The organism is Arthrobacter sp. HMSC08H08 (genome assembly GCF_001807575.1).
GTDB lineage: Bacteria > Actinomycetota > Actinomycetes > Actinomycetales > Micrococcaceae > Pseudoglutamicibacter > Pseudoglutamicibacter albus.
The window spans coordinates 26,081-46,169 of sequence record NZ_KV789393.1 but is presented as its reverse complement, the minus strand read 5'-3'; the positions used below and the strand labels follow the sequence as shown (position 1 = coordinate 46,169).

The 20,089-nt window shown below is 62.2% G+C and carries 14 protein-coding genes and 1 pseudogene; 10 read left to right on the top strand and 5 right to left on the bottom strand.

What is annotated here, in order from left to right; all coding sequences use genetic code 11:
- Window positions 1-12 precede the first annotated feature (12 nt).
- A complete protein-coding gene (locus HMPREF3175_RS05705) occupies window positions 13-1,644 on the bottom strand; it encodes an amidohydrolase (RefSeq protein ID WP_070491149.1) in 1,632 nt (543 codons plus the stop codon).
- Window positions 1,645-1,719: 75 nt separating this feature from the next.
- The gene (locus HMPREF3175_RS05700) at window positions 1,720-2,502 is read right to left on the bottom strand and encodes an SDR family oxidoreductase (RefSeq protein WP_070491198.1); all 783 of its coding nucleotides are present in this window, start codon (window positions 2,500-2,502) and stop codon (window positions 1,720-1,722) included.
- A gap of 303 nt (window positions 2,503-2,805) precedes the next feature.
- On the opposite strand from HMPREF3175_RS05700, the gene HMPREF3175_RS05695 reads away from it, so the two are divergent.
- The 4 genes from HMPREF3175_RS05695 (at window position 2,806) to HMPREF3175_RS05680 (ending at window position 7,432) form a co-directional block, all read left to right on the top strand.
- Entirely contained in the window at window positions 2,806-4,467 is a 1,662-nt protein-coding gene (locus HMPREF3175_RS05695) for an SLC13 family permease (RefSeq protein WP_256276292.1), read from the top strand.
- A 143-nt stretch (window positions 4,468-4,610) separates the two neighbouring features.
- Window positions 4,611-6,116 carry a purine-cytosine permease family protein gene (locus tag HMPREF3175_RS05690; protein WP_070491147.1) on the top strand — a complete coding sequence of 502 codons (1,506 nt, stop codon included), beginning with the start codon at window positions 4,611-4,613 and terminating at the stop codon, window positions 6,114-6,116.
- A gap of 6 nt (window positions 6,117-6,122) precedes the next feature.
- The gene (locus tag HMPREF3175_RS05685; protein WP_083289436.1) at window positions 6,123-6,725 is read left to right on the top strand and encodes a cysteine hydrolase family protein; all 603 of its coding nucleotides are present in this window, start codon (window positions 6,123-6,125) and stop codon (window positions 6,723-6,725) included.
- Window positions 6,722-7,432, top strand: a complete 711-nt coding sequence (locus HMPREF3175_RS05680) for an HAD hydrolase-like protein (RefSeq protein WP_176745138.1) — start codon at window positions 6,722-6,724, stop codon at window positions 7,430-7,432. Before HMPREF3175_RS05685 ends, HMPREF3175_RS05680 begins: the two co-directional genes overlap by 4 nt.
- A 27-nt stretch (window positions 7,433-7,459) precedes the next feature.
- Here HMPREF3175_RS05680 and HMPREF3175_RS05675 read toward each other — a convergent pair whose 3' ends face one another.
- Window positions 7,460-8,434 (bottom strand): GT-D fold domain-containing glycosyltransferase, encoded by a 975-nt coding sequence (locus HMPREF3175_RS05675; protein WP_176745137.1) that lies wholly within the window; start codon window positions 8,432-8,434, stop codon window positions 7,460-7,462.
- A gap of 348 nt (window positions 8,435-8,782) precedes the next feature.
- Here HMPREF3175_RS05675 and HMPREF3175_RS05670 point away from each other — a divergent pair, with 348 nt between their 5' ends.
- Window positions 8,783-9,496, top strand: coding sequence for a hypothetical protein (locus HMPREF3175_RS05670; RefSeq protein WP_070491143.1), 714 nt, complete (start codon window positions 8,783-8,785; stop codon window positions 9,494-9,496).
- A gap of 4 nt (window positions 9,497-9,500) precedes the next feature.
- Window positions 9,501-10,025: pseudogene (locus HMPREF3175_RS05665) on the top strand (SDR family NAD(P)-dependent oxidoreductase); the annotation flags it as partial.
- Window positions 10,026-10,136: 111 nt separating this feature from the next.
- Here the strand turns inward: HMPREF3175_RS05665 and HMPREF3175_RS05660 are convergent.
- Both HMPREF3175_RS05660 and HMPREF3175_RS05655 read right to left on the bottom strand, forming a co-directional pair.
- Window positions 10,137-11,147 (bottom strand): class I SAM-dependent methyltransferase, encoded by a 1,011-nt coding sequence (locus HMPREF3175_RS05660; RefSeq protein WP_070491142.1) that lies wholly within the window; start codon window positions 11,145-11,147, stop codon window positions 10,137-10,139.
- Between the two features lie 150 nt (window positions 11,148-11,297).
- On the bottom strand, window positions 11,298-12,377 hold the full coding sequence (locus tag HMPREF3175_RS05655) for an NAD(P)H-dependent flavin oxidoreductase (RefSeq protein WP_070491140.1): 1,080 nt from the start codon (window positions 12,375-12,377) through the stop codon (window positions 11,298-11,300).
- Window positions 12,378-12,570: 193 nt separating this feature from the next.
- On the opposite strand from HMPREF3175_RS05655, the gene HMPREF3175_RS05650 reads away from it, so the two are divergent.
- The 4 genes from HMPREF3175_RS05650 to HMPREF3175_RS05635 all read left to right on the top strand — a co-directional run bounded on the left by HMPREF3175_RS05650 (window position 12,571) and on the right by HMPREF3175_RS05635 (window position 20,046).
- Window positions 12,571-13,488, top strand: a complete 918-nt coding sequence (locus tag HMPREF3175_RS05650) for a GIY-YIG nuclease family protein (protein ID WP_070491138.1) — start codon at window positions 12,571-12,573, stop codon at window positions 13,486-13,488.
- A gap of 28 nt (window positions 13,489-13,516) precedes the next feature.
- The gene (locus tag HMPREF3175_RS05645; RefSeq protein WP_083289432.1) at window positions 13,517-16,669 is read left to right on the top strand and encodes a DEAD/DEAH box helicase; all 3,153 of its coding nucleotides are present in this window, start codon (window positions 13,517-13,519) and stop codon (window positions 16,667-16,669) included.
- Window positions 16,670-16,903: 234 nt separating this feature from the next.
- A complete protein-coding gene (locus HMPREF3175_RS05640) occupies window positions 16,904-18,679 on the top strand; it encodes a class I adenylate-forming enzyme family protein (RefSeq protein ID WP_070491135.1) in 1,776 nt (591 codons plus the stop codon).
- Window positions 18,676-20,046, top strand: a complete 1,371-nt coding sequence (locus tag HMPREF3175_RS05635; protein ID WP_070491133.1) for a beta-ketoacyl-[acyl-carrier-protein] synthase family protein — start codon at window positions 18,676-18,678, stop codon at window positions 20,044-20,046. Before HMPREF3175_RS05640 ends, HMPREF3175_RS05635 begins: the two co-directional genes overlap by 4 nt.
- Window positions 20,047-20,089: the final 43 nt, after the last annotated feature.

The window sequence follows — 20,089 nt, the reverse complement described above, 5'->3', positions numbered from 1 at the left end:
AGGCGACTAGGCTCAGGCGGCGGTGAAGACTTTCTTTCCGGCGAACCACGTGCTGACCGGCTGAATCGTGATGATGTCCTCGACCGGGCAGGTGAGCGGATCGGTTTCTAGGATCACAAAGTCCGCCGCCTTACCTTCAGTGATGGAGCCGGTCTGTTCACCGAGGCCCATCGCGCGGGCGGAGTTGATCGTGTAGGTAGCCAGCGCTTCCTCACGGGTGAGTGCTTGTTCCGGCCACAGCTCGCCCGGGAATTCCCCGGTCGGGTCTTTGCGGGTCACGAGCCCATAGAGCGCTTCCCACGGATTCGGTGAAACGGACACAGGCCAGTCGGAACCGGCAGCGATCAGCGCCCCAGCCTCCGTCAAGGCACGGTTCGGGTGTGCCTTGCTTCCGCGTTCTTCACCCAGGACAGACTTGATAGCTTCGATGATCACGCCAGGGAACCACAGCGACGGCGAAATATCCGCCGCAACATTCAGTTCAGCGAAGCGCGGGATGTCTTCTTCGGTGATGAACTGGCCGTGCGCAACCTGGTAGAGCACGTCGTCGTAGCCAGCTTCGCGGACCTTCTGCACCGCATCCAGGACGGAACGCACCGAGGCATCGCCCGTGCAGTGGATCTTCGCGGAGATCCCGCGTTCAGCGGTACGCAGCAGCCACGTCTCAAGCTCCTCATACGGCATGGTCATGTGGCCGTGAGTGCACGCGTGCCCGTCCGTGGGAAGGTACGGTTCAACGAACGCCGCCGTCAAAGCCGGCGGGACGCCGTCGAGGAAAATCTTGATGAAATCAGGTTTATGGTGCTCGCTGCGGGTGTGCTCCATCCCGAAAATGACGTCTTCCCCGACCGGCTGATAACCGAAAATGAACTCCTCAACCGGGGTGCTGGAAACAACCCACGAGTTCAGCTCGCCCGCATCATCCAACGCCTTGACGGCCTCCATGATCTGTAGGGAGGCGGCGGCATCCTGGAAACCCGTGATGCCGTACGCGTTGAGCATCTCAACCGCTTTGGCCGTGGACGCCTTGAGAGCCTCCGCCGACTCCGGCTGATCCGCCGCCTTAGCCAACTCCACTAGAACGCCCGCGGATTCGATGAGCCAACCCGTCGCGTTGCCGGCGCCATCGCGGGAGATGACCCCGCCGTCGGGGTTAGGGGTGTCCGCGCTGATCCCTGCCTTCTGCATCGCCAGCGAGTTAGCCCAGCGGTTGTGAAGGGAATCATCCGTGAGCAGCACGGGGTGATCGCCGGAGGCCTCATCGAGCGCGGCGAGCGCTTCCGCGGTGTCGATGGTGCCGATGAGGTCCGAACCTACCGAGCCGCCATAGATCCACTCGCCGGCAGGGGTTTCGGCGGCGCGGGCGCGTACGGCTGCGAGGATTTCGTCCAGGTTCGCGGTGGGCGGGAACGTGAGGTCGGTGAGCTCGCGGCGGCCACCATGATTGTGATGGTTATGTACGTCGATGATGCCCGGCAGGACCGTGTAACCGGTTAGGTCAACCGAGTCCGCGCCTTGCTCCAGAAGCGCGCGGGCGTCGTCACCCACCGCAACGATGCGGCCGGCATCCACCGCGAACGCATCAGTTTTCGGGGCGGCGGCATCCATAGTGTGCACGGTGGCGGAATGAAAAACGGTCGTCATCGAAACCTCCAAAGCATTTTCGGACGGGGCGCGGGTATTTGCGGGCGGGCAGAGCTATTTGTGGACGGGGCGGAGCTATTTGTGGACGGGGCGGATGGCTAGGTTTTCGATCATCGCCTCCGGCGTTGCGTCTACCGCGAGCCGGACCGTCGCGGCAACCGATTCGGGGCGGATGTACAGCGAGCCGTCGTAGTCGTGGTTGCCGTAGGAGGCCTGCAGTTCGACCTGCATGTCAGTATCCACGCGGCCCGGATGGATCGAGGTGACCCGTACCGATCCGCGTTCCTCCTCCCGCAACGCATCCGAGAACGCACGCAAAGCAAACTTAGAGCCCGAATAGACCGCGGCCCCCACGCCGGAGAAGTAGCCGGAACCGGAGTTGATCGTCACAACCTGACCACCCGCTGCACGCAACGCGGGCAGCAACAGACGCGTCAGCTCAGCGACCGCGAAAACATTCACGAAGAACACCCGCTCATACACATCCCACGGGGTCTCGGCGACGGTCTCGCCATCAGCCACACCCGCCGAATGCACCAGAACATCCAGCCGCGCGCCAGCACCGCCCGCCCCCGCATCCGCGCCAGCGCCGCCGCCGAAGCCGGCGTCCGCGACAGCGCGGGCGATCGCGTCCCTATCTGTCAGCTCGGCGATGAACGGGCGGGCACCCGGGAACTCGGCCAGCACATCGGCCAGTGAATCCTCGCTTGAAGCACCCAGGATCAGCTTGTGGGTCGAGGCGAGCTCGCGGGCGATCGCCAACCCGATCCCACGCGAAGCACCCGTAATCAACGCAACCGGCTTACCGGATTCAGCAGCCTCGGCAGATTCAGCAACAGAACCATGTGAAGTACTCATGCAACCAACGTAGCGGGTCAACGTCGCGCGGGAAACAGGTGGCATGGAAATCGCTGACCAAAGGGACAGAATCGCTGACCAAAGGAGCAGCCAACCGGGAAACAGTCACCGGGCAACCGTTGCGTTGGGTGACCGCCGCTCTGGAAGTCGAGTTCCGGATTCGGACCGCTTACGTTTAGCATGAGAGGCACATCACTCTTTACTGTTTCATTAACAGTTCTTTGTTGTTCGCGATAGGTCGGGTGCCAACGGACCGCTGTCGCTCGATTCTGCGTTTGAACTATATGCACCCAGGAGGTTGGCATGGCTGAGCCGAAGATGCCGGAGTATCTGGAGAGTCTTCGTCCGGACCCGTCGAAGGGCCGTGACGTTAAGCAGAAGTCGCCGGGCGAGTTGGATCCGGCCGTTGAGAAGCGCACGGTGAATGTGCGTTGGGGTGGGCTCGCGCTCGGTGTGGTGTTGAGCGTGCTGATCTATTTCATCCTCCCGGATTCGATGTCGCATAACGCGCGTTTGACTGCCGCTACCGCGATTGTGATGGCGGTGTGGTGGATGACCGAGGCGCTACCGATCCCGGCTACGGCACTGCTGCCGCTCGTGATTTTCCCTGTGCTGGCTCAGCCGATTCAGGCGGAGGGGAAGGACCCGGAGCCGGTCACTTTCAACATGTTGGGTGCCTCGTATGGCTCTGACACGATCTTCTTGTTTATGGGCGGGTTCTTCATCGCGTTGGCGATGCAGCGGTGGAATCTGCACCGGCGGATCGCGTTGGGTGTTTTGCGGGTCATGCCGAATAGGCCTGGCGCGATGATCGCGGGCTTCATGATTGCGACCGGTTTCGTTTCGATGTGGGTTTCGAACACGGCTACCGCGGTGATGATGTTGCCGATCGGTATGTCTGTGTTGTCGCTGGTGAACCAGATTACGCAGAATGATGACGCGAACCCGAAGACCGGTTCGATCGCACTCAACGCAGATGGCGAGCCGGTGACGTCCGCGGTTGATTTGATCCGCACTAACTTCGGTTCTGCTTTGATGTTGGGTATCGCGTATGCCGCCTCGATCGGTTCGCTGGGAACCTTGATCGGTACTCCGCCGAACGCGTTGTTGGCGGGCGCGATGAGCGACAACTTGGGTGTCACGATCGGTTTCGCTCAGTGGATGCTGGTGGGTGTCCCGATTTCTATCGTGATGATGGCGGTCGCATGGTTCTTGCTGGTCAAGGTTCTGTTCAAGCCGGAGATCGATGAGATCCCGGGTGGCCGTGATCTGATCCGTTCGGAGCTGAGCAAGCTTGGCCCGATGTCCCAGGGCGAGATCCGTGTGATCGTCGTGTTCATTGCGACTGCGCTTGCGTGGATCATCATCCCGACGGTCGCTCAGCTGAATGGTGGTACGGCGATTATTTCTGATGCGGGCATCGCGATGGTCGCTGGTGTTGTGTTGTTCATGATGCCGGCTGGTGCTGAGCGCGGTGTGCGCCTGTTGGATTGGAAGACCGCTAAGGAACTTCCGTGGGATGTGCTGTTGCTGTTCGGTGGCGGCCTGGCGCTGTCCAGCATGTTCAGCAAGTCCGGTTTGACGAAGGACATCGGTACGTTTGCGGGCAAGCTGGACGGTGTCCCGCCGGTTCTGGTTGTCGCGATCCTGGCGGCGGCGATCCTGTTCTTGACTGAGCTGACCTCGAACACCGCGACTGCGGCGACGTTCATTCCGGTGGCGATGGGTATCGCATCGGGTATGGGCGCTGATCCGTTGCTGTTCGCAGCACCTGTCGCGTTGGCTGCCACGTGCGCGTTCATGCTTCCGGTGGCGACCCCGCCGAACGCGGTCGCCTACGGTTCCGGTTACGTCACGATCGGCGAGATGGTCAAGGGCGGCGTGTGGCTGAACCTCATCGGCATCGGCGTCATCACGCTCGCGTGCTCGACCCTGCTCGTGTGGGTGTTTGGTCTCGCGCTGTAAAACAGCGTGACTGTGTAGAAGCGAGCTGACCTCGTCAGCATCCACATCAGCGGCCCCACAACCAATGTTGGTTGTGGGGTCGCTTTTGATGTTGTGGTTGCGGTCACGGTAGTGTGAAAGGTTCCTCAACGAAAAGAGAGAGCATGGCTGCCGAGAGTCCCGGCGAAGCAACATACGGTTCATCCCTCACCAAGGCGGAGCCGTACGGAACGGAACAGATCCCCGATGTAGAGAGGCACGGTAGCCCACGCAGCCAGTTCACGCTCTGGTTCGCCGCGAACATGGTGCTCGCGGTCATGGTGTCCGGTTTCTTCTCCGCGCAATTCGGGTTGTCAGTGGTGCAGGGCCTCACCGCGGTTGCCGCTGGAACGCTGTGCGGCGTGCTGGTCATGGGGTTGCTGGCCGGTATCGGCAGCAAGCTGGGTGTCCCGCAGCAGGTCCAGGGCCGCGGCCCGATGGGTTTCTACGGGAACTACCTACCGATCACGTCGCTCACCATTGTCTCCGCGATCGGGTGGACGGCCGTGAACACGGTGTTCGCGGTGATCGCGCTCCAAGTTTTGGTGGACATCAACTTCGCGCTCGCCGCGGCACTCATGTTCGCGGTGCAGGCGGTGTTCGCGGTGTGGGGCCACAACGTGGTGCATGTTGTGAATAAGGTAGCCACCGTCGTACTGACGGTGTTGTTCCTGGTGATCTCGGTGCTTTCGCTGCGTGAGGCTGACTTCACGCTCGCCGCTAACCCCGATGCGGGCAGCTACATGGGCCCGGTCGCCGGCTGGATCACGTTCGCCGGTTTCTTCTTCGCCTACGTGATGACGTGGACTCCGTTCGCATCGGATTTCTCGCGGTATCTTCCGCGCCGCACCCCGCATTCGAAGGTCGTGCTCTACACCGCTGGCGGCAGCTTCTTAGCGCTGACGTGGCTGGGCAGCATCGGGGTTCTGGTTTCCAGTTTCGCGGGCGAGCTGGATGCGATCCCCGCGTTGGCGCAGCTGACGGGTTCGTGGACGCCAGTCGCGATGATCACGGTGGTGCTCTCCACGATCCCGGTGAGCGCGATGAACCTCTATGGCGGCGCGCTATCCCTGTTGACGTTGAAGGTCCCGGTGAGCCGTATTGTTGCGGTGGTCATCGTGGCTGTGGTGAGTCTCGGCATGACCTTGTTGATGCAGGATGACCCGTACGGCGGGTTCTATAACTTCCTCTCAGTGCTTGCCTACCTCGTGGTTCCGTTCAGCACGGTGTTGCTGCTGGACTATTACTTGCGGATGCGTAAACCCGCCGTGGATAGCTCCGTGGAGCTGTATAACACCGGGCGCCGGTTCGAGTGGGGCTTCTTCGCATGGATCGGCGGATGCTTGGTCTCGATGCTGTTCTGGGATACCGAACTGCTGGCCGGCCCGCTCGCTGAACTCTCCCGTTCAATGGGGGACCTCGGGTTCCTCGCCGGGATCCTGGGCGCCGGGGTGCTCTATATGCTGACCTATAAGCTGCCCGTACCCACGGGCCTGCTCCGCACACGGAAAGCGGCCCGCCAACAGGCCGAAGCCGAAGCGGCCGCTGAGGCCGACGCCGACGCTTCGGCGACGGCCGCCGAAACTAGGCCCAACACTGAAACCAAGCCCACCACTGAATCGGAAGGTTGAGGATTGATGAGTACCGCATCGGACGCCGCTGCACCGGCTGCAGGGCAGCAAGCACCTGAGACGGGCACCCCGCGCAAGGGTGCGCTGGTGTTTATTGATATGCAGAACATTTTCGCTGACCAGGACGGCCAGTGGGGTGTCTCGAATTATGCCGAGGTTGAGCAGGCGATGGCGCGGTTGCGTGAGCGGGATGGTTCGCCGGTGATTTGGACTCGCTTTGTGCGGGACCCGGAAGAGCACGGCGCGTGGGCGGACTATTACGACCGCTGGGACGAATGCCGCGCCGAACCCGAATCCGAGGTGTGGGACTTGACCTCCCCGGTGCGCGAGAGCGACCAGGTGTTGTCGATGCCGACGTTCTCCAAGTGGGGCGAACAGCTCGCCGAAATGACGAAGGACTATGACCGCCTAGTGTTGGCGGGAGTTGCCACGGACTGTTGCGTGATCGGGACCGCGCTGGGCGCCGTGGATGCCGGCAAATGGGTTACGGTGCTCACGGATGCGTGCGGCGGCGGAACCAAAGAAGTGCACGACCAGGCGATGGCGATCATGGACTGCTTCAACCCGATGCTCACGCTCATGACCGTGGACGAATACTTGAACGCATGAGCGGACTGAAACGCGTAACTGGAGAGGACGTGGCCGTTGTGGCTGGTGCACCGCGCTGGAAGACTGTGCTGTTTGACCTGGATGGGACGCTGATCAACACGATCCCGTTGATTGTGGCGACGTTCCACCGCACCTTTGAGCATTTCGGGGTGCAGGCCCCGGATGATGAGGTCATGAAGTCATGGATCGGCTTGACGTTGGAGGACACGTTCCGCCCCGTGGCCGGTGAAGACGCGGCCGATGAGTGGGTGGCTGTGTACCGGAAGTTCAACCAAGAGATGCATGACGACGCGGTAGCCCCGTTCCCCGGCGTGGACCGGGTGTTGGCTGATCTTGAGGCGGCTGGCTGCACGGTGGGTGTTGTGACGGCGAAGCTGCCGGAGATGGCGCGGCGCGGCCTGCGGGTGTGTGGTTTGCCAAGGCTGAGCCCGCTGGTGGGTAACGGTGATGTTGAACGGCATAAGCCGGCACCCGATCCGGTGTTGAAGGCGCTCGAGTTGGTGGATGTTGAGCCTACCGGCGGCCCGGGCGGGGCGGTGTACGTGGGGGATGCGCCTACCGATATTCAGGCGGGCAACGCCGCCGGTGTGGACACGGTGGGCGTGACGTGGGGCGCGGCGACGCGTGAACAGATCGACGCCGCGCACCCAGGCCAGGTCGCTACGAGCATGGCGGAGCTACGCAAGATCCTGCTACCGGGCGGTTAGTCCAGCTTTTCTTAGCCCGTGAGGCAACTACTGCTTTGCCGGCGTCTGTGAGTAGGGCCGGCTTTCGGGACGGGCGCCGCCTTCGAACACGGCAAGGTAGGAATCGGAGATGTGCCCAACATCGACTGCTTGGCGTCCGGTTTCGGCGATCTTGTGGGATAGAACCGTGCCTGCGGGGCCGAGCGCGACTAGGAAAATGTCCGTATCGGTGGCCTTGTGGACCTCGTTCATGATCCGTGGGATGTCCGCGTAGGCGTGACGGTCTTGTGAATCGATGCGGTCAGAACCTGCCAGGTTGCCGAACAGCTGTGGGATCAGGTCGAACCTCGAGCTTTTACCGGTGATGATGGTCGCTTTCTTGCCAGCCCAGACGCTACGCCATGCTTCCACGCCTTGCTCGCCTTCGGAAGCGAAGAACAACGGCCGGGTCGCGTGCGCGTTGCCAAGGCGGGTGGCTGGTGCGATGACTTCGCGGAATTCGGGCCAGTATTGGGCCCAGATCATGCTCCAGTGGCGGTCACGGTAGGTGTGCGGGGTGCCGAAGATGATGTCGTCACGGTTGAGGCTTCCGCTCATGGCTTCGTTGAGGTCTTTTTGAAGTGCCGTTGAGTTCTTCTGGAAACCAAGGTTTGTGGTGATGTCGAAAGCGAGCTTGAGTTCGCCGTCGCCGATGCGCACAAAGGAGAGATTGTTTTCAGAAACGGTCTGCACTGTTTCAAGCAGACCCAGCTGCTTCGCCCGGTATTCCTTCCGCATTTCTTCAAACAGCGGCATCGTAGCCAGGCTACGCATCGCATCGTCGTGGCGGCGCTGAAGTGTGGCTTCCTTGCGTAGCGTTTCCAGTTCCTTCTGGATCTGCGCAAGTGCTTCATTGGTGGACGTGTTCGCAGTGTCCAGCGTCTTCTTGATGGAGCCGAGGGTCCTGTTATTGGTTTTCAGGCTCTCGGTGTAGTTGAAATTGAGCAGCCGCCGAATATTGCTTATGAACTTTGGTTTTGCCATACCTGTAGCTTCTTTCATCAGGGTTTCTTCAATTCTGCCTGAGTTTGCTCGCGGGCTGGTTAAAGGAAGCGTGTGGTGTCACCTGGCGGGTCGCGAAACTGTAACCCGGGCGCGGTGCCTGCAGCGCGGGGCGCGGTGCTGCAATACCGGGCGTGGTGTCTGTAACGCCGGGCGCGGCGTCTAGGAGTTTCCCTCTTCCTTGGTTATGATCAATCCGGGCACTGACTCTTTTTCGTTACTTTAATGCCGATTTGAACTTGTACACATCTGGACTGGGGCAGCTTCATCATCGAATTCGTTGAGTATTTCTGCGCCCATATTTAGCTCGTTCTAGTTTGAGGAATGTGTATGAAACGGTTCTTCCGTGCATTCGCGATTGTTCTGGTTGCCGTTGGGCTGAACGCCGGCACCGCGGTCCCAAGCCAAGCGGCACCACGCCTGGTGGACGTGACCGGGTTCAGCGCCAAGTCCATCGTGGTTTCCAACTATTCCAACTCCAACTGTCGTGACGTGGCGGTCGCTATGCGGAAAACCATGTCCCCGAAGGTTGGCTCTTGGGACGTCATGTCCGGTGTGTACCGTGGTGGCAGCTCGGTGGACACGGCATTTTATTCAGACTCTGGCGACCGCTCAAAGACTCGTGTTACGGTCTGTCCTTGGGTGCACGGCCTCGGTAAGTACACGGTTGGTCCTTCATACGTATCTGCCGACACCCGGGACGGCTACGACTACCAGTCCTATACCGACTGGACCAAGGGACACTTCTACGTCCGGGCTAAGGGCAAGGCCGCGCTGAAGGGGAAGCGTAAGGGGAACACTGTGACCCTGACCGCGTCGGCTCAGCGCTATAACCCTAAGCCCAACAAGTACGTCGCGCATGGGGCTAAGAAGGCTCGGGTGCAGGTGAAGTCGGGGAAGAAGTGGAAGACCGTGAAGACGGTCAAGCTGAAGAAGGGTAAGGCGACTGTCAAGGTGAAGACGAAGCTCAAGAAGCAGTACCGCTTCGTCTTCGATCAGACGAGTGCGACCACTGGCGCCACATCGAAGACCATCAGGATCTAGCCACATCCGGGCGTATGGCCAGCTGAACTATGCGGTCAACAACGCGGGAATCGGTGGCCCAGCAGCACCTGCCGGGGAGACTGACCTTGAGGCTTGGGACAAGGTCATCGGCATCAACCTCAACGGTGTTCTGTACGGGATGCGTTACCAGATCCCTGAGATGCTGAAGGTTGGTGCGGGTGAGTCTGCGATTGTGAACATGGCATCGATTCATGGCTCGGTCGCGGCGATCGGCAATGGCGCTTACACCGCCGCGAAGCACGGCGTTGTGGGTATCACCAAGAACGCGGCCGCGGAGTACGGTCCGGAGGGGCTGCGCATTAACTCTGTTGGCCCGGCCTATATCGATACCCCGTTGCTGGCTAACCTGCCGGAAGAGATCCGCGAGGCACTCGTCGCTAAGCACCCGATGGGTCGCTTGGGTCGCCCGGAGGAAGTCGCGAACCTGGTTCTGTACTTGCTCTCGGACTACGCGTCCTTCGTCACGGGCGCCTACTACCTAGTTGACGGCGGTTACACCGCCGTCTAAGAGCCGAAGAAAACCAGCGGCCAAACAAACCCGAGACAAGCTGCGGTGGGTGTGCATCAACGAGATGCCCACCCACCGCAGGTGTTAAAGCGCTGTAGAGCGGCGGGGCGTTTAAGCACTGTAGAGCGGCGGGACGGCGCGGTCTGTGCGTTCCAGAATGAACCAGTAGTTGCCGCTTTCGGCCGTCCGCTGTTGTTGCGCATCGAGCGGTTGGAATTCGTCTTCGTCAACAACGCTGTGCACTGTCCAAAGGCCTTCGGCGGTGAAAAGGTTGTGCCAGCCCGTGATCGACAAGGAGAGCTGAAGCAGGAGTTCATCGACAATGAGTTCCTTGCCACTCCACACGCGTACCCGTTCCGTTTCGAGGTCGTAACCGTCGTGAGGTTCCCGCTTCGCCAGCTCCCAACGCACCGTGATGTCCTGGTATTCGGGATTCTCGGTTGGGTCGCCGAAGCCTTCCCATTCGCCGTATTCACCGGGCTGTGGGCGTTCGGTCAGGTCAGCGCCGAAGGAGTCGAGGTGGATCAGGTATTTGCCGCCGGTGGTGACGCTCATCGCGGCCCGACGCAGGTGGGCAGCGACCAGTTCGGGGGTGGGGAGGCAACGCACCGTGTTGAGCGCGGAGAAAGCCCCCGGGTATGTGGGCAGGAGCGCGACTTCGGTGAGGTCGCCGAGGATCAGCCGTGGGGTGTGTTTGGTTTTCCGTTCGGCCGCCGCCTCGCTGAGGTGGGTGAGGGCGTCGCTCGAGGAGTCGATGCCGTCCACCTGGTAGCCGCGTTCCAGCAACGGAAGCAACACGCGGCCGGACCCGCACCCGAACTCTATGAGCCGGTCAGCGTTGGTGGTGGAGGTGATGAAGTCGAGTTCTTCGCTCGCGTCCCAGCCGAAGATGTTGTCGTAGAGCACCGGGTTATCGAATATCCGGGCGCCGGGTGCCTCGTAGTTTTCGGTATCGCTTGGCGGTTCAGATGAGTGGGCCACCATCTTGGCGACCTTCTCGTGCGGGCACGGCGCCTGTGGGGGTGACTGCGCGCGTGACTGGGCTCGTGACTGGTCGGTGCCGGCGTCGTGGTCCAAAGCGACCTTGGGCGTCCACGTGCCCTGCGGGGTTTCAATGATCAAGGAATCTCCTCGGGTGATGTGCTGAATCCTTGTAGCAGAGAATAACCGCAACGAGCCGCTAACGACTAGGCCAGCCCAGGCCGGGGCTGGCCAGGGCGAGAGCATCGTCTAGGTGGGGCTTGGTCGGCTACCGCGTGGGTAACCCTGGGATCAGGGTTCGCGGCCGATGGCGTGGGTGACTTCCGCTGCCGGGCGCGGCTGAATCAGGTGTGCGTTGGCGCCTGCCCAGTGTGGTGCCATCCCTGCGGCGCCGCTCTTAGCGGCCGCGGCAGACAGCGCTTTGTTCGCTGAATAGGCGACGGGGAAGACCGGCGGGGTTGGTGCATCGGGCGCTTCAGCGAATTCCATAAACGCGGTAGGCAACCCGCGGGCTGGCCGCCCCGAGAACACGCGAGTCAAGCGAGTTTCAGCGCCGCCGCTTGCGTGCTGAGCGGCGTGCGCGGCTTGAACTAGAGCCTCACGGTAGGAATCTTTGGCCCCGGATTCGGGGCTCGTGATGAGTGCGGTGCCGACCTGAACGGCGGAAGCCCCTAGGCTGAACATGTGCTCGGCGCGTTCGCGGGTCATGATGCCGCCCGCTGCGACCACAGGCAGCTGTGTTGCTGAGGCGATCTGCTGAACGAGGCGCCCAGTAGGGGTCTGTTCATCGGGACCGTTTTCGTCGAAGATTCCTCGGTGCCCGCCGGCCTCGATCCCTTGGGCGATGACCATATCCAAGCCCGCTTCCTCGATTACGCGCGCCTCAGCCTGGCTAGTGGCGGAAGCCATCAACAGGGTGCCGGCTTCGTGCAGTGCGCTGATGGTTGCGACGTCGGGGACACCGAAGTGGAAACTGACCACGGCGGGTTTTTCGTCCACGAGTAGTTGGAGCATCGCGGTATCGCCGAGGAACGATTCATAGGACGGGCTGAGCTCTGCTGGCGGTTGGGTGCCGAGTGAGTGAAAGAGAGGGGCCAAGTAGTCGAGCCATGCGGACTCGACGGCGGGGTCCCGGTGAGGTTCGGCGTGACAGAAGAAGTTCAGGTTGAATGGCCGGGTGGTGAGGGCTTTAAGTTCGCGGATGGCCTCGCGAACCTGGTCAACGTTCTTACCCGCCAAACCAAGTGATCCGAGCCCGCCTGCGTTGCTGACCGCCGCGGCGAGTTGCGGGGTGGAGGTGCCCGCCATCGGCGCACCAATGAACGGCAGTTCGATTCCGGTGAGGTCAGTGAAAGCGCTTGGGTTCCGCAACGTGGGCTCCTCGGCGTATCGCGTGGTGTTGGATGTTTGCTGGGTGTTGGCTATTCCAACTGTGCCATGCGGCGGGGCCCGGGTGGGAAACTTCGCGACGCTGTCAGGTACTGCGGAGGCCGGGGGCGGTGACGTAGGTTAGGTGAGGTCACCGCGGGCTGGCCGCGGTGTGTGTTTCAGGAGGCTGAACGATATGGCCACACCGACGTCGATTGAGTTGTTTCTTGCCGATGGGACCCCGGGCGGCCTGATTGCCGCGGAAATTTCCGGGTGGACCGGCAAGATCATCGCCGCGCCGCGGAAGTCGTTGGGTGCGTTGCTGGCGCGCGAGGAGGCGCAGTCGAACGGCGTCTATATCCTCTTGGGCGAGGACGCCGAGTCCATCAACAACACGTGGTGCTACATCGGCAGGTCAGAGAACTTCGCGGAGCGGCTGCGCAACCATCAGGCGAATAAACCTAAGTGGCAGCGGGCCATCATCATCCTGAGCCTGCACCATTCCTTCAACGAAGGGCACTGGGGATATATGGAAGCCAAGCTGCTGCAGGAGGCGCGGAAGGCCGGCCGGTCCAGCTTGGACGAGAACAAGAACAACCCGCGCTCCCGTAAGCTGTCCGAATCGCAAGAGGCATCCGTCAACGAATTCATCCGCAAAGTGAAGCTGATTCTGCCGATGCTGGGCGTCAACATCTTGCGCTCTGCTAGCGGGGAAGAGAGCGCGGCGCCTTCCGTTCAGCGTGGGGTGAAGGACGAGTCGCCGGTGTTTTCTCTGGTGCACACCAGCCGTGGTGTGGATGCGCGGATGCGGCCGGTGGATGGCGAACTGTTCGTGCTGGAAGGTTCGCGCCTGATCAAGCAATGGGACACCAGTGCGGCACGTTCGGAGCACACCCGCCGCAGCTATGAGGCGTTGGCGCAGCAACACCAAAAGCTGATCGCGGACGGTTCGCTACGGGTAGAGGACGATGTGTGTGTTGCTACCCGCGACATCGTGTTCAACTCGCCCTCCACGGCGGCCGCGATATGCCTCGGCCGTAGTAGCAACGGCCGGACGGCGTGGAAAACCAGTGACGGAATGACGTACGCGCAGTGGGAAGCCGCCGTGCAGTAGCGGTGGCATGAAGAATGAGGTAGCACCGATGAGTAGTGAGTTCGTGGACCCTCTTTTGGTAGGCCTGCGTGAAAACCTGGTCACCAGGGACCTGCGGCTCGCACTGGATGCGACCGCGCTTGAAACCCAGATTGCCAAGGTTGACAAGGCCGATTTCCCGCACGTCGCAGCCCGTTTCGTTGCAGAACGCCTGGAGCAGGAACTCCAGCAAATCAGTGGCGAAGAAGAACGCATCGAATTCGTGAACCAACTTCTGACAACCATGAATTCGGTGAACCACGGAGAACACATCGAAGGGCCGGAACCCCAGCAACTGTTGAGCACCGCTAAGCCACCGCACGCGGCACCGCAGTCACCGTCGATCCCCATCTCCGAAGTCGCCCTACTGACCAATGCGCAAGGCGACCCCCGCCTAGGCCCTGAGCTCAAAACCGAAATGCTCAGCGCCGACGCCGTCGATGTGGTGATGTCCTTCGTTCGCTGGTCCGGCATCCGTCTGATCGCTCAGGAACTCCAAGAACTCAACCGGCGCGGAGTCCCCGTCCGTTTCCTCACCACCACCTATATGGGTGCAACCGAGAAACGCGCCCTGGACTATCTAGTGAATGAGTGCGGCGCCGAAGTCTGCATCAGCTACGACACCCAAACCACCCGCCTTCACGCCAAAGCGTGGGTCTTCCGCCGCGACACCGGCTTCCACACCGGCTACATCGGCAGCTCCAACCTCAGCAAGGCCGCGATGGTGGACGGGCTGGAATGGAACGTTCGGGTCTCCAACATCCAGACCCCGGCGCTGGTTGAAAAGTTCGAGGCTACGTTCGAAAGCTATTGGCAGTCACCGATCTTCGAACCCTACATTCCTGAAAAGGATGGGGAACGGCTCCAGCAAGCACTCAACAACGGCGCCGCGGACAAGGTTCCGGACTCGCTTTTGGCCACGAACTTGGATGTTCGCCCGTACCCGCATCAGGCGATCATCCTGGACGATCTCCAACACGAACGCGAAGTCCTCAACCGTCACCGCAACCTTGTGGTTGCGGCAACCGGCACCGGCAAGACCGTGATCGCCGCTTTGGACTACCGCCGTCTATGTGAAAACACCAAGGGCCCACGCCCGCGGCTGCTGTTCGTGGCGCATCGTCGTGAAATCCTGGAGCAATCCCTGCGAACCTTCCGAGACGTGCTGGGTGACGGCTCTTTCGGTGAGTTGTTGGGCGGGAACTACCGGCCTACCAAGTGGGACCATGTGTTCGCGTCCATCCAGACGCTGTCTCAGGAAACGGTCTACACCAAGCTGGACCGTGATCACTTCGATGTGGTGATCATTGACGAGTTCCACCACAGTGCCGGCGCTACGTACGAACGCGTCATCAAGCATTTCGATGGGTGTAAAGAGTTCTTGGGGCTGACCGCAACCCCTGAGCGGATGGACGGCCAGAACATCGTGGCCGAATACTTTGACGGTCGGATCGCGAGCGAACTCCGGCTCTGGACGGCTTTGGACAACGACCTTCTGGTTCCTTTCCACTACTTCGGCATCGCCGATGGTGTGGACTTGTCCGGTGCCCAGTTCAGCGCCGGCGGGTATCGGGTTGCGGACCTGGACCGTCTCTATACCGGCAATGATCAGCGTGCTAAGAAAATCATCCAAGCCACCCGCGAGATCGTGACCGACACCGGCAACATGAAAGCCCTCGGTTTCTGCGTCTCCGTTGACCACGCCACCTACATGGCCGAGGTTTTCAACCAGGCCGACATCGCATCCGGCGTTGTCACGGGCAAGACCTCACGCGAGGACCGCGACCAAGCGATCAAACAGCTTGCCGCAGGCGAACTCAACTGCCTCATGGCGGTCGATGTCTTCAACGAGGGCTTCGACCTGCCAGCTATTGACACGGTCCTGATGATGCGGCCTACCCAGTCGGCGACCATCTTCATCCAGCAGCTGGGGCGCGGTCTACGCCGAGGGCAAAATAAGAGCGTCCTGACGGTGCTGGATTTCGTGGGGCACCAGCACAAGAATTTCCGTTTCGACATCAAACTGCACGCACTCACCGGTCAGGACCGGAAGCAGTTGCAGCGTTCTGCGGAACATAATTTCCCGGTGCTGCCGGCGGGATGCCAGATTGTGCTCGATGAGGTCACACAGAAGGAAGTTGTGGCTAACCTTCGGAGCCAGGTGACGATGAGCACCAAGGACTTCCTGGCGGATGTGCGCCAGATGAGCACGGCGGCTGAGGTTACGGCCGGGTTGCACCTCAAGGACTATTTGGAGCGGTCTGATCGTGACCTGCCGTCGGTATATAAACCGGGCGCGACCCGAACATATCTCGGCGATAAAGGCCCGAACGCTTGGGTTCAATACGAGGCGTGGGCGAATGGGCGGAGCTCGTTCCGTCCGAGCGAAGCCGAAAGCAAGCTGCTGCAGCGAGCCAACAAGTTTGTGCACGTGGACGACCCGGTCCGTTTTGAGGGATATCTGCGAGTATTGAACAGCGGCAAGGTCACGCCTGAGTTGCTGCAGGATCCGCTGGCGTTGATGCTGTATTACTCGTTCTGGCCGTCTGGCCATGAGAAGGGGCTAGCCGCCGGGATGGCGGAGCTTCTGAACGCTCGATTTGTGCGGGAAGAGCTGGAACAAATCATGCAGTTCCGGGAAGTGGTTTCGAGGGCCGTCCCGCGGCCACTATCCGGCGGTCTTGAGACCCAACCCATCCGAAGCCACGCGACATATACGCGTGAGGAGCTGCTCGCGGGCCTGGGCGTGGGCTCGCTGAACTTGGAGAAGCCCGGCAGTATCCGCGAAGGCGTGAAGTGGATTCCGGAACTGCAGACGGATGTGTTGCTGGTGACGCTGAAGAAATCGGAGGCCGACTATTCACCGACCACGATGTATCACGACTACGCGTTGACGGACACGCTGTTCCACTGGGAATCGCAAAGCCTCACTCGGGAAGCATCGCCTACCGGGCAGCGGTACATCAACCACGAATCGGAAGGCTCCAACGTGGTGCTGTTTGTGCGTAAGGCGAAGAACGGTGAGATGGGAACGGAGCCGTACACGTGCCTCGGTAACGCCCGCTATGTGAAGCATTCAGGGGAGAAGCCGATGCAGATCATTTGGGAACTTGAACGCCCGATGCCTGCGAGCTTATTCGATATCGCTCGCGCGGCTCGGTAGGTGGTAGAGGCGGACCAATACAGCTTCATGGCCCGCCGCTATCCCTCCGGGTAGATTCAGAGCATGGACCTGCATGAGTTTGTTGCACCCTTCGCCGAGCATCTAGGCGCGTGGAGCGCCACCGATCACGTCGAGCTGACCCTCGCGTAACCCGCTGGGCAGATGCAACATCTCGAAAGCACGCTGCACCGAGCTGAAGAAGACCGCGCCGAAGCACACGCATAAGGACCCGCCGTGCCCATCAGTCGATCCATCCACGACACCGCAGCCGCGCACCCCGAACGGCTCGCCATCACCAGCAGCAACCGTTCCCTCACTTACCGCGACCTCGCGCACGAAAGCCCCCGCATCATCGCCGCCGCCAACTGGCTGCACCGCAAAGTGCGGTTGGAAACACAGCCGACGACGGGGCGGACTGGGTTGGCGGAGAAGGCTGAGCTAGCGGCACGGCCGGTGACCGCGGTGTGCACCGCATCGGCGTTTGAAGCGGCACGGATCATGGCGGCGCTTGCCGGTTCCGAGCATATTTTCGCGTCGATCGACCCTCGGTGGCCGGCCGAGCATCAACGCAACATCGTGCGCGCGGCGGGCATCGGCGTGGTGATCGTGGACGACTCCGAATCCGCCGCAACCCTCCGGGAAGCCCTGGGTGAGGAGTGCGGCGAGGACTGGGGCGGGGTCATCTGCACGCTAACGGAGTTCCGCAACCTCGAACACGCGGTTGGCGCTGAAATGGATGGCGCGGGGCATGGCGCTGGCAGCGTTGCCGAAGTTGCGGCGAACCGTCCCGACACCTCCCGCCCTGATGGTGCGGCGGACCGCCCCGATTCTGAGCCGTTCCTGATGCTGTTCTCCTCCGGGACCACCGCCGCGCCGAAAGCATTCCTGAAAACCCGCGGGCAATACCGGGCGAACCTCGCCGTCTCCAAGCGGCACCTCGGGCTGGGGCCTGGCGTGGTCACGTTCGCTCCGGGGCCGTTCGCGTACTCGCTCACCCTCTACGCCGCGGTCGAAACACTCGCAACCGGCGGCACCATCCACCTCGCAAGCAACACTGACACTCTCACGTTGGCCGGCCTGGGGGAGCGAGTCGCGCGCGAAAACATCACCCGCATCGTGACCGTTCCCGCGATGCTGCGCGGCATCATCACCCAAGCCACCCGCACGCCTGAACAGTTTGCAGACCTGGACCTCATCGTCGTGGGCGGCGCCGACCTCCCCGAAAACCTCCGCAACGAGCTCGCCGCCGTGCTCCCTCACACCGAACTCATCAGCTACTACGGGGCCGCGGAAATCGGGTTCATCGGCCAAGGAATCCCCGACCACCCCGGCTGGCACGAGGTCTATAACGGGGTGGAGGTACAGATCCGCGACGAGGACGGGGAGCCCATGCCCGATGGCGAACTGAGCACGATTTGGGTGCGGGCCGCATCATGCTCCGACGGGTACGTGGTCGGCGGCGGCCCTACGGATGGCGGCGGTGCTGGCAGTGATAATGCTGACGGTTCTGTCAGCGGCCTGCTGGATGAGCAAGGCTGGACGAGCGTCGGCGACCAAGGCCGCGTCCGCATCGTGGACGGTCGGCAGCAGGTCCAGGTGGTGGGCCGTGCTGGCGACATCATCAACACTGGCGGACACAAAGTCGCACTGCCGGAAGTGACTCGCGCCTATGCCGACCTTACTGTGGATGGACAGGCGTTCGATGCGGTTGCCGTCGGGCTGCCGGATGCGACGCTAGGGACGGTGCTCGCGCTCGCTGTGGAAGATCCAGGTCAGAGCACCGAGGGCCCCGGGGGCGGTGGCGCCCGCGTCAACCCCCGCCTGACCAAGGCCGCGCTGCGTGAGTGGGGCCGTGCCCGGTTGGCGCCGCAGTTTGTGCCGGCGCAGTACTACGTGGTGTCGCGGATACCGCGAACCGTGGGCGGCAAGGTCAAGACCGCTGAACTCGCCGAACTGCTCCGCTCCGGCGCGACAGCCCGAACAAGCAGCGAGGGGGTGCAGCGCTTGTGACGCACCAACGGGTCACGATCACCGGCCTCGGCGCCATCACCCCGAGCGGGCTGGCCGTCCCCGAAATGTGGGACGCCGTCGCCAACGGTCGCAGCGGCATCCGCGTCCTGGAAGGCGACGAATTCGAAACCCAGCACGCCCGCGAACTTGGGGTGCGCATCGGCGGTCAGGTCCGCGGTTTCAATCCCGAAGACTACGTACCGCGCCCGCTCGCTCGCCGTCTCGACGACATGCACGTGTGGGCCATCGCCGCCGCCGACCAAGCCCTCGCCCAAGCCAGTGGTGGCCCCGCCGCAACAACTGCCGCTGTAGCCGAAGCAACAGGCGTCGCACCCGGTGCAGCGTTGCCGTGGGATCCGGCGCGGGTCATGGTCGTGGTGGGTACGGGGTCGGGGCCGTTGCGCCCGCATCATCAAGGGGCGGTCGGGTTCGAACATAAGGGACAACGCGGTGTCCCGTTGACCCTCACGATGCACGGCGCTCCCGACGCTCCCGCCGCGCTCATCAGTCAGCGGTACGGGGTCACGGGGCCGGCCCGCGCGGTGTCGGCTACGTGCGCTTCCGGTGCTGTTGCGCTCGGGGAGGCGATGCGCGCGCTACGCCACGGATACGCCGATGCAGCGATCGTGGTCGGTGTTGAGGACTGCGTGAACCCGATCAACGTGTCCTCCAACGCGAACGTTCGGGCGCTCGCCGCAGGCTACGAGGCCCGCCCGGCGCAAGCATCGCGGCCCTTCGATCGCAGCCGGACCGGGTTCGTGGTCTCCGCCGGAGCCGCAGCGATGGTTCTGGAACGGGAAGCCGTTGCGCGCAACCGCGGTGCGAATGTACTCGCGGAACTCGCGGGCTACGGTGCGTCCTCGGACGCTCACCATGCGACGACGCCCCTGCCCGATGGTCGCGGTGCCGCGTCCGCGATGCGCGCGGCCCTCGCTGACGCCGGCCTCACGCCGGAACAGTTTGCCACGGGCGCTCCCGATGGCGGCCCGCTCGGCCACGTGAACGCGCATGGAACCGGGACAGTGGCCGGAGACGCCGCGGAAGCCGCGGCACTCACCGCAGTGTTCGGCGGCGGTGTCGAAACGAGCCCGGCAAGCACCACCGCACCCCAGCTCCCGATCACCGCCACCAAGTCTTCGACCGGCCACCTGCTCGGTGCCGCCGGTGTCCTCGAAGCCGTGATCAGTGTGTGTTCGCTGCGGGAGGGGATTATCCCTCCGACCATCAACCTCGACGATCCAGCGTTCCCGGAGCTCAGCATCGTGCGCGAACCGCGCCGCCTGCCGCCGGAGAACAACACGATGGTTCTATCGAATTCCTTCGGGTTCGGCGGGCACAACGCGGCGATCCTCATCAGCAAGAGGTAGCCGCGTTGGCAGGGGTGTCCCGCCAACGCGGCCCGCTCGGCAG

Bases quoted from the DNA above. Each gene is read 5' to 3' on its own strand.
- HMPREF3175_RS05645 (WP_083289432.1), top strand. From the start codon at position 13,517: ATGAGTAGTGAGTTCGTGGACCCTCTTTTGGTAGGCCTGCGTGAAAAC.
- HMPREF3175_RS05650 (WP_070491138.1), top strand. From the start codon at position 12,571: ATGGCCACACCGACGTCGATTGAGTTGTTTCTTGCCGATGGGACCCCG.
- HMPREF3175_RS05670 (WP_070491143.1), top strand. From the start codon at position 8,783: ATGAAACGGTTCTTCCGTGCATTCGCGATTGTTCTGGTTGCCGTTGGG.
- HMPREF3175_RS05700 (WP_070491198.1), bottom strand. From the start codon at position 2,502: ATGAGTACTTCACATGGTTCTGTTGCTGAATCTGCCGAGGCTGCTGAA.
- HMPREF3175_RS05690 (WP_070491147.1), top strand. From the start codon at position 4,611: ATGGCTGCCGAGAGTCCCGGCGAAGCAACATACGGTTCATCCCTCACC.
- HMPREF3175_RS05685 (WP_083289436.1), top strand. From the start codon at position 6,123: ATGAGTACCGCATCGGACGCCGCTGCACCGGCTGCAGGGCAGCAAGCA.
- HMPREF3175_RS05675 (WP_176745137.1), bottom strand. From the start codon at position 8,434: ATGGCAAAACCAAAGTTCATAAGCAATATTCGGCGGCTGCTCAATTTC.
- HMPREF3175_RS05680 (WP_176745138.1), top strand. From the start codon at position 6,722: ATGAGCGGACTGAAACGCGTAACTGGAGAGGACGTGGCCGTTGTGGCT.
- HMPREF3175_RS05695 (WP_256276292.1), top strand. From the start codon at position 2,806: ATGGCTGAGCCGAAGATGCCGGAGTATCTGGAGAGTCTTCGTCCGGAC.
- HMPREF3175_RS05705 (WP_070491149.1), bottom strand. From the start codon at position 1,644: ATGACGACCGTTTTTCATTCCGCCACCGTGCACACTATGGATGCCGCC.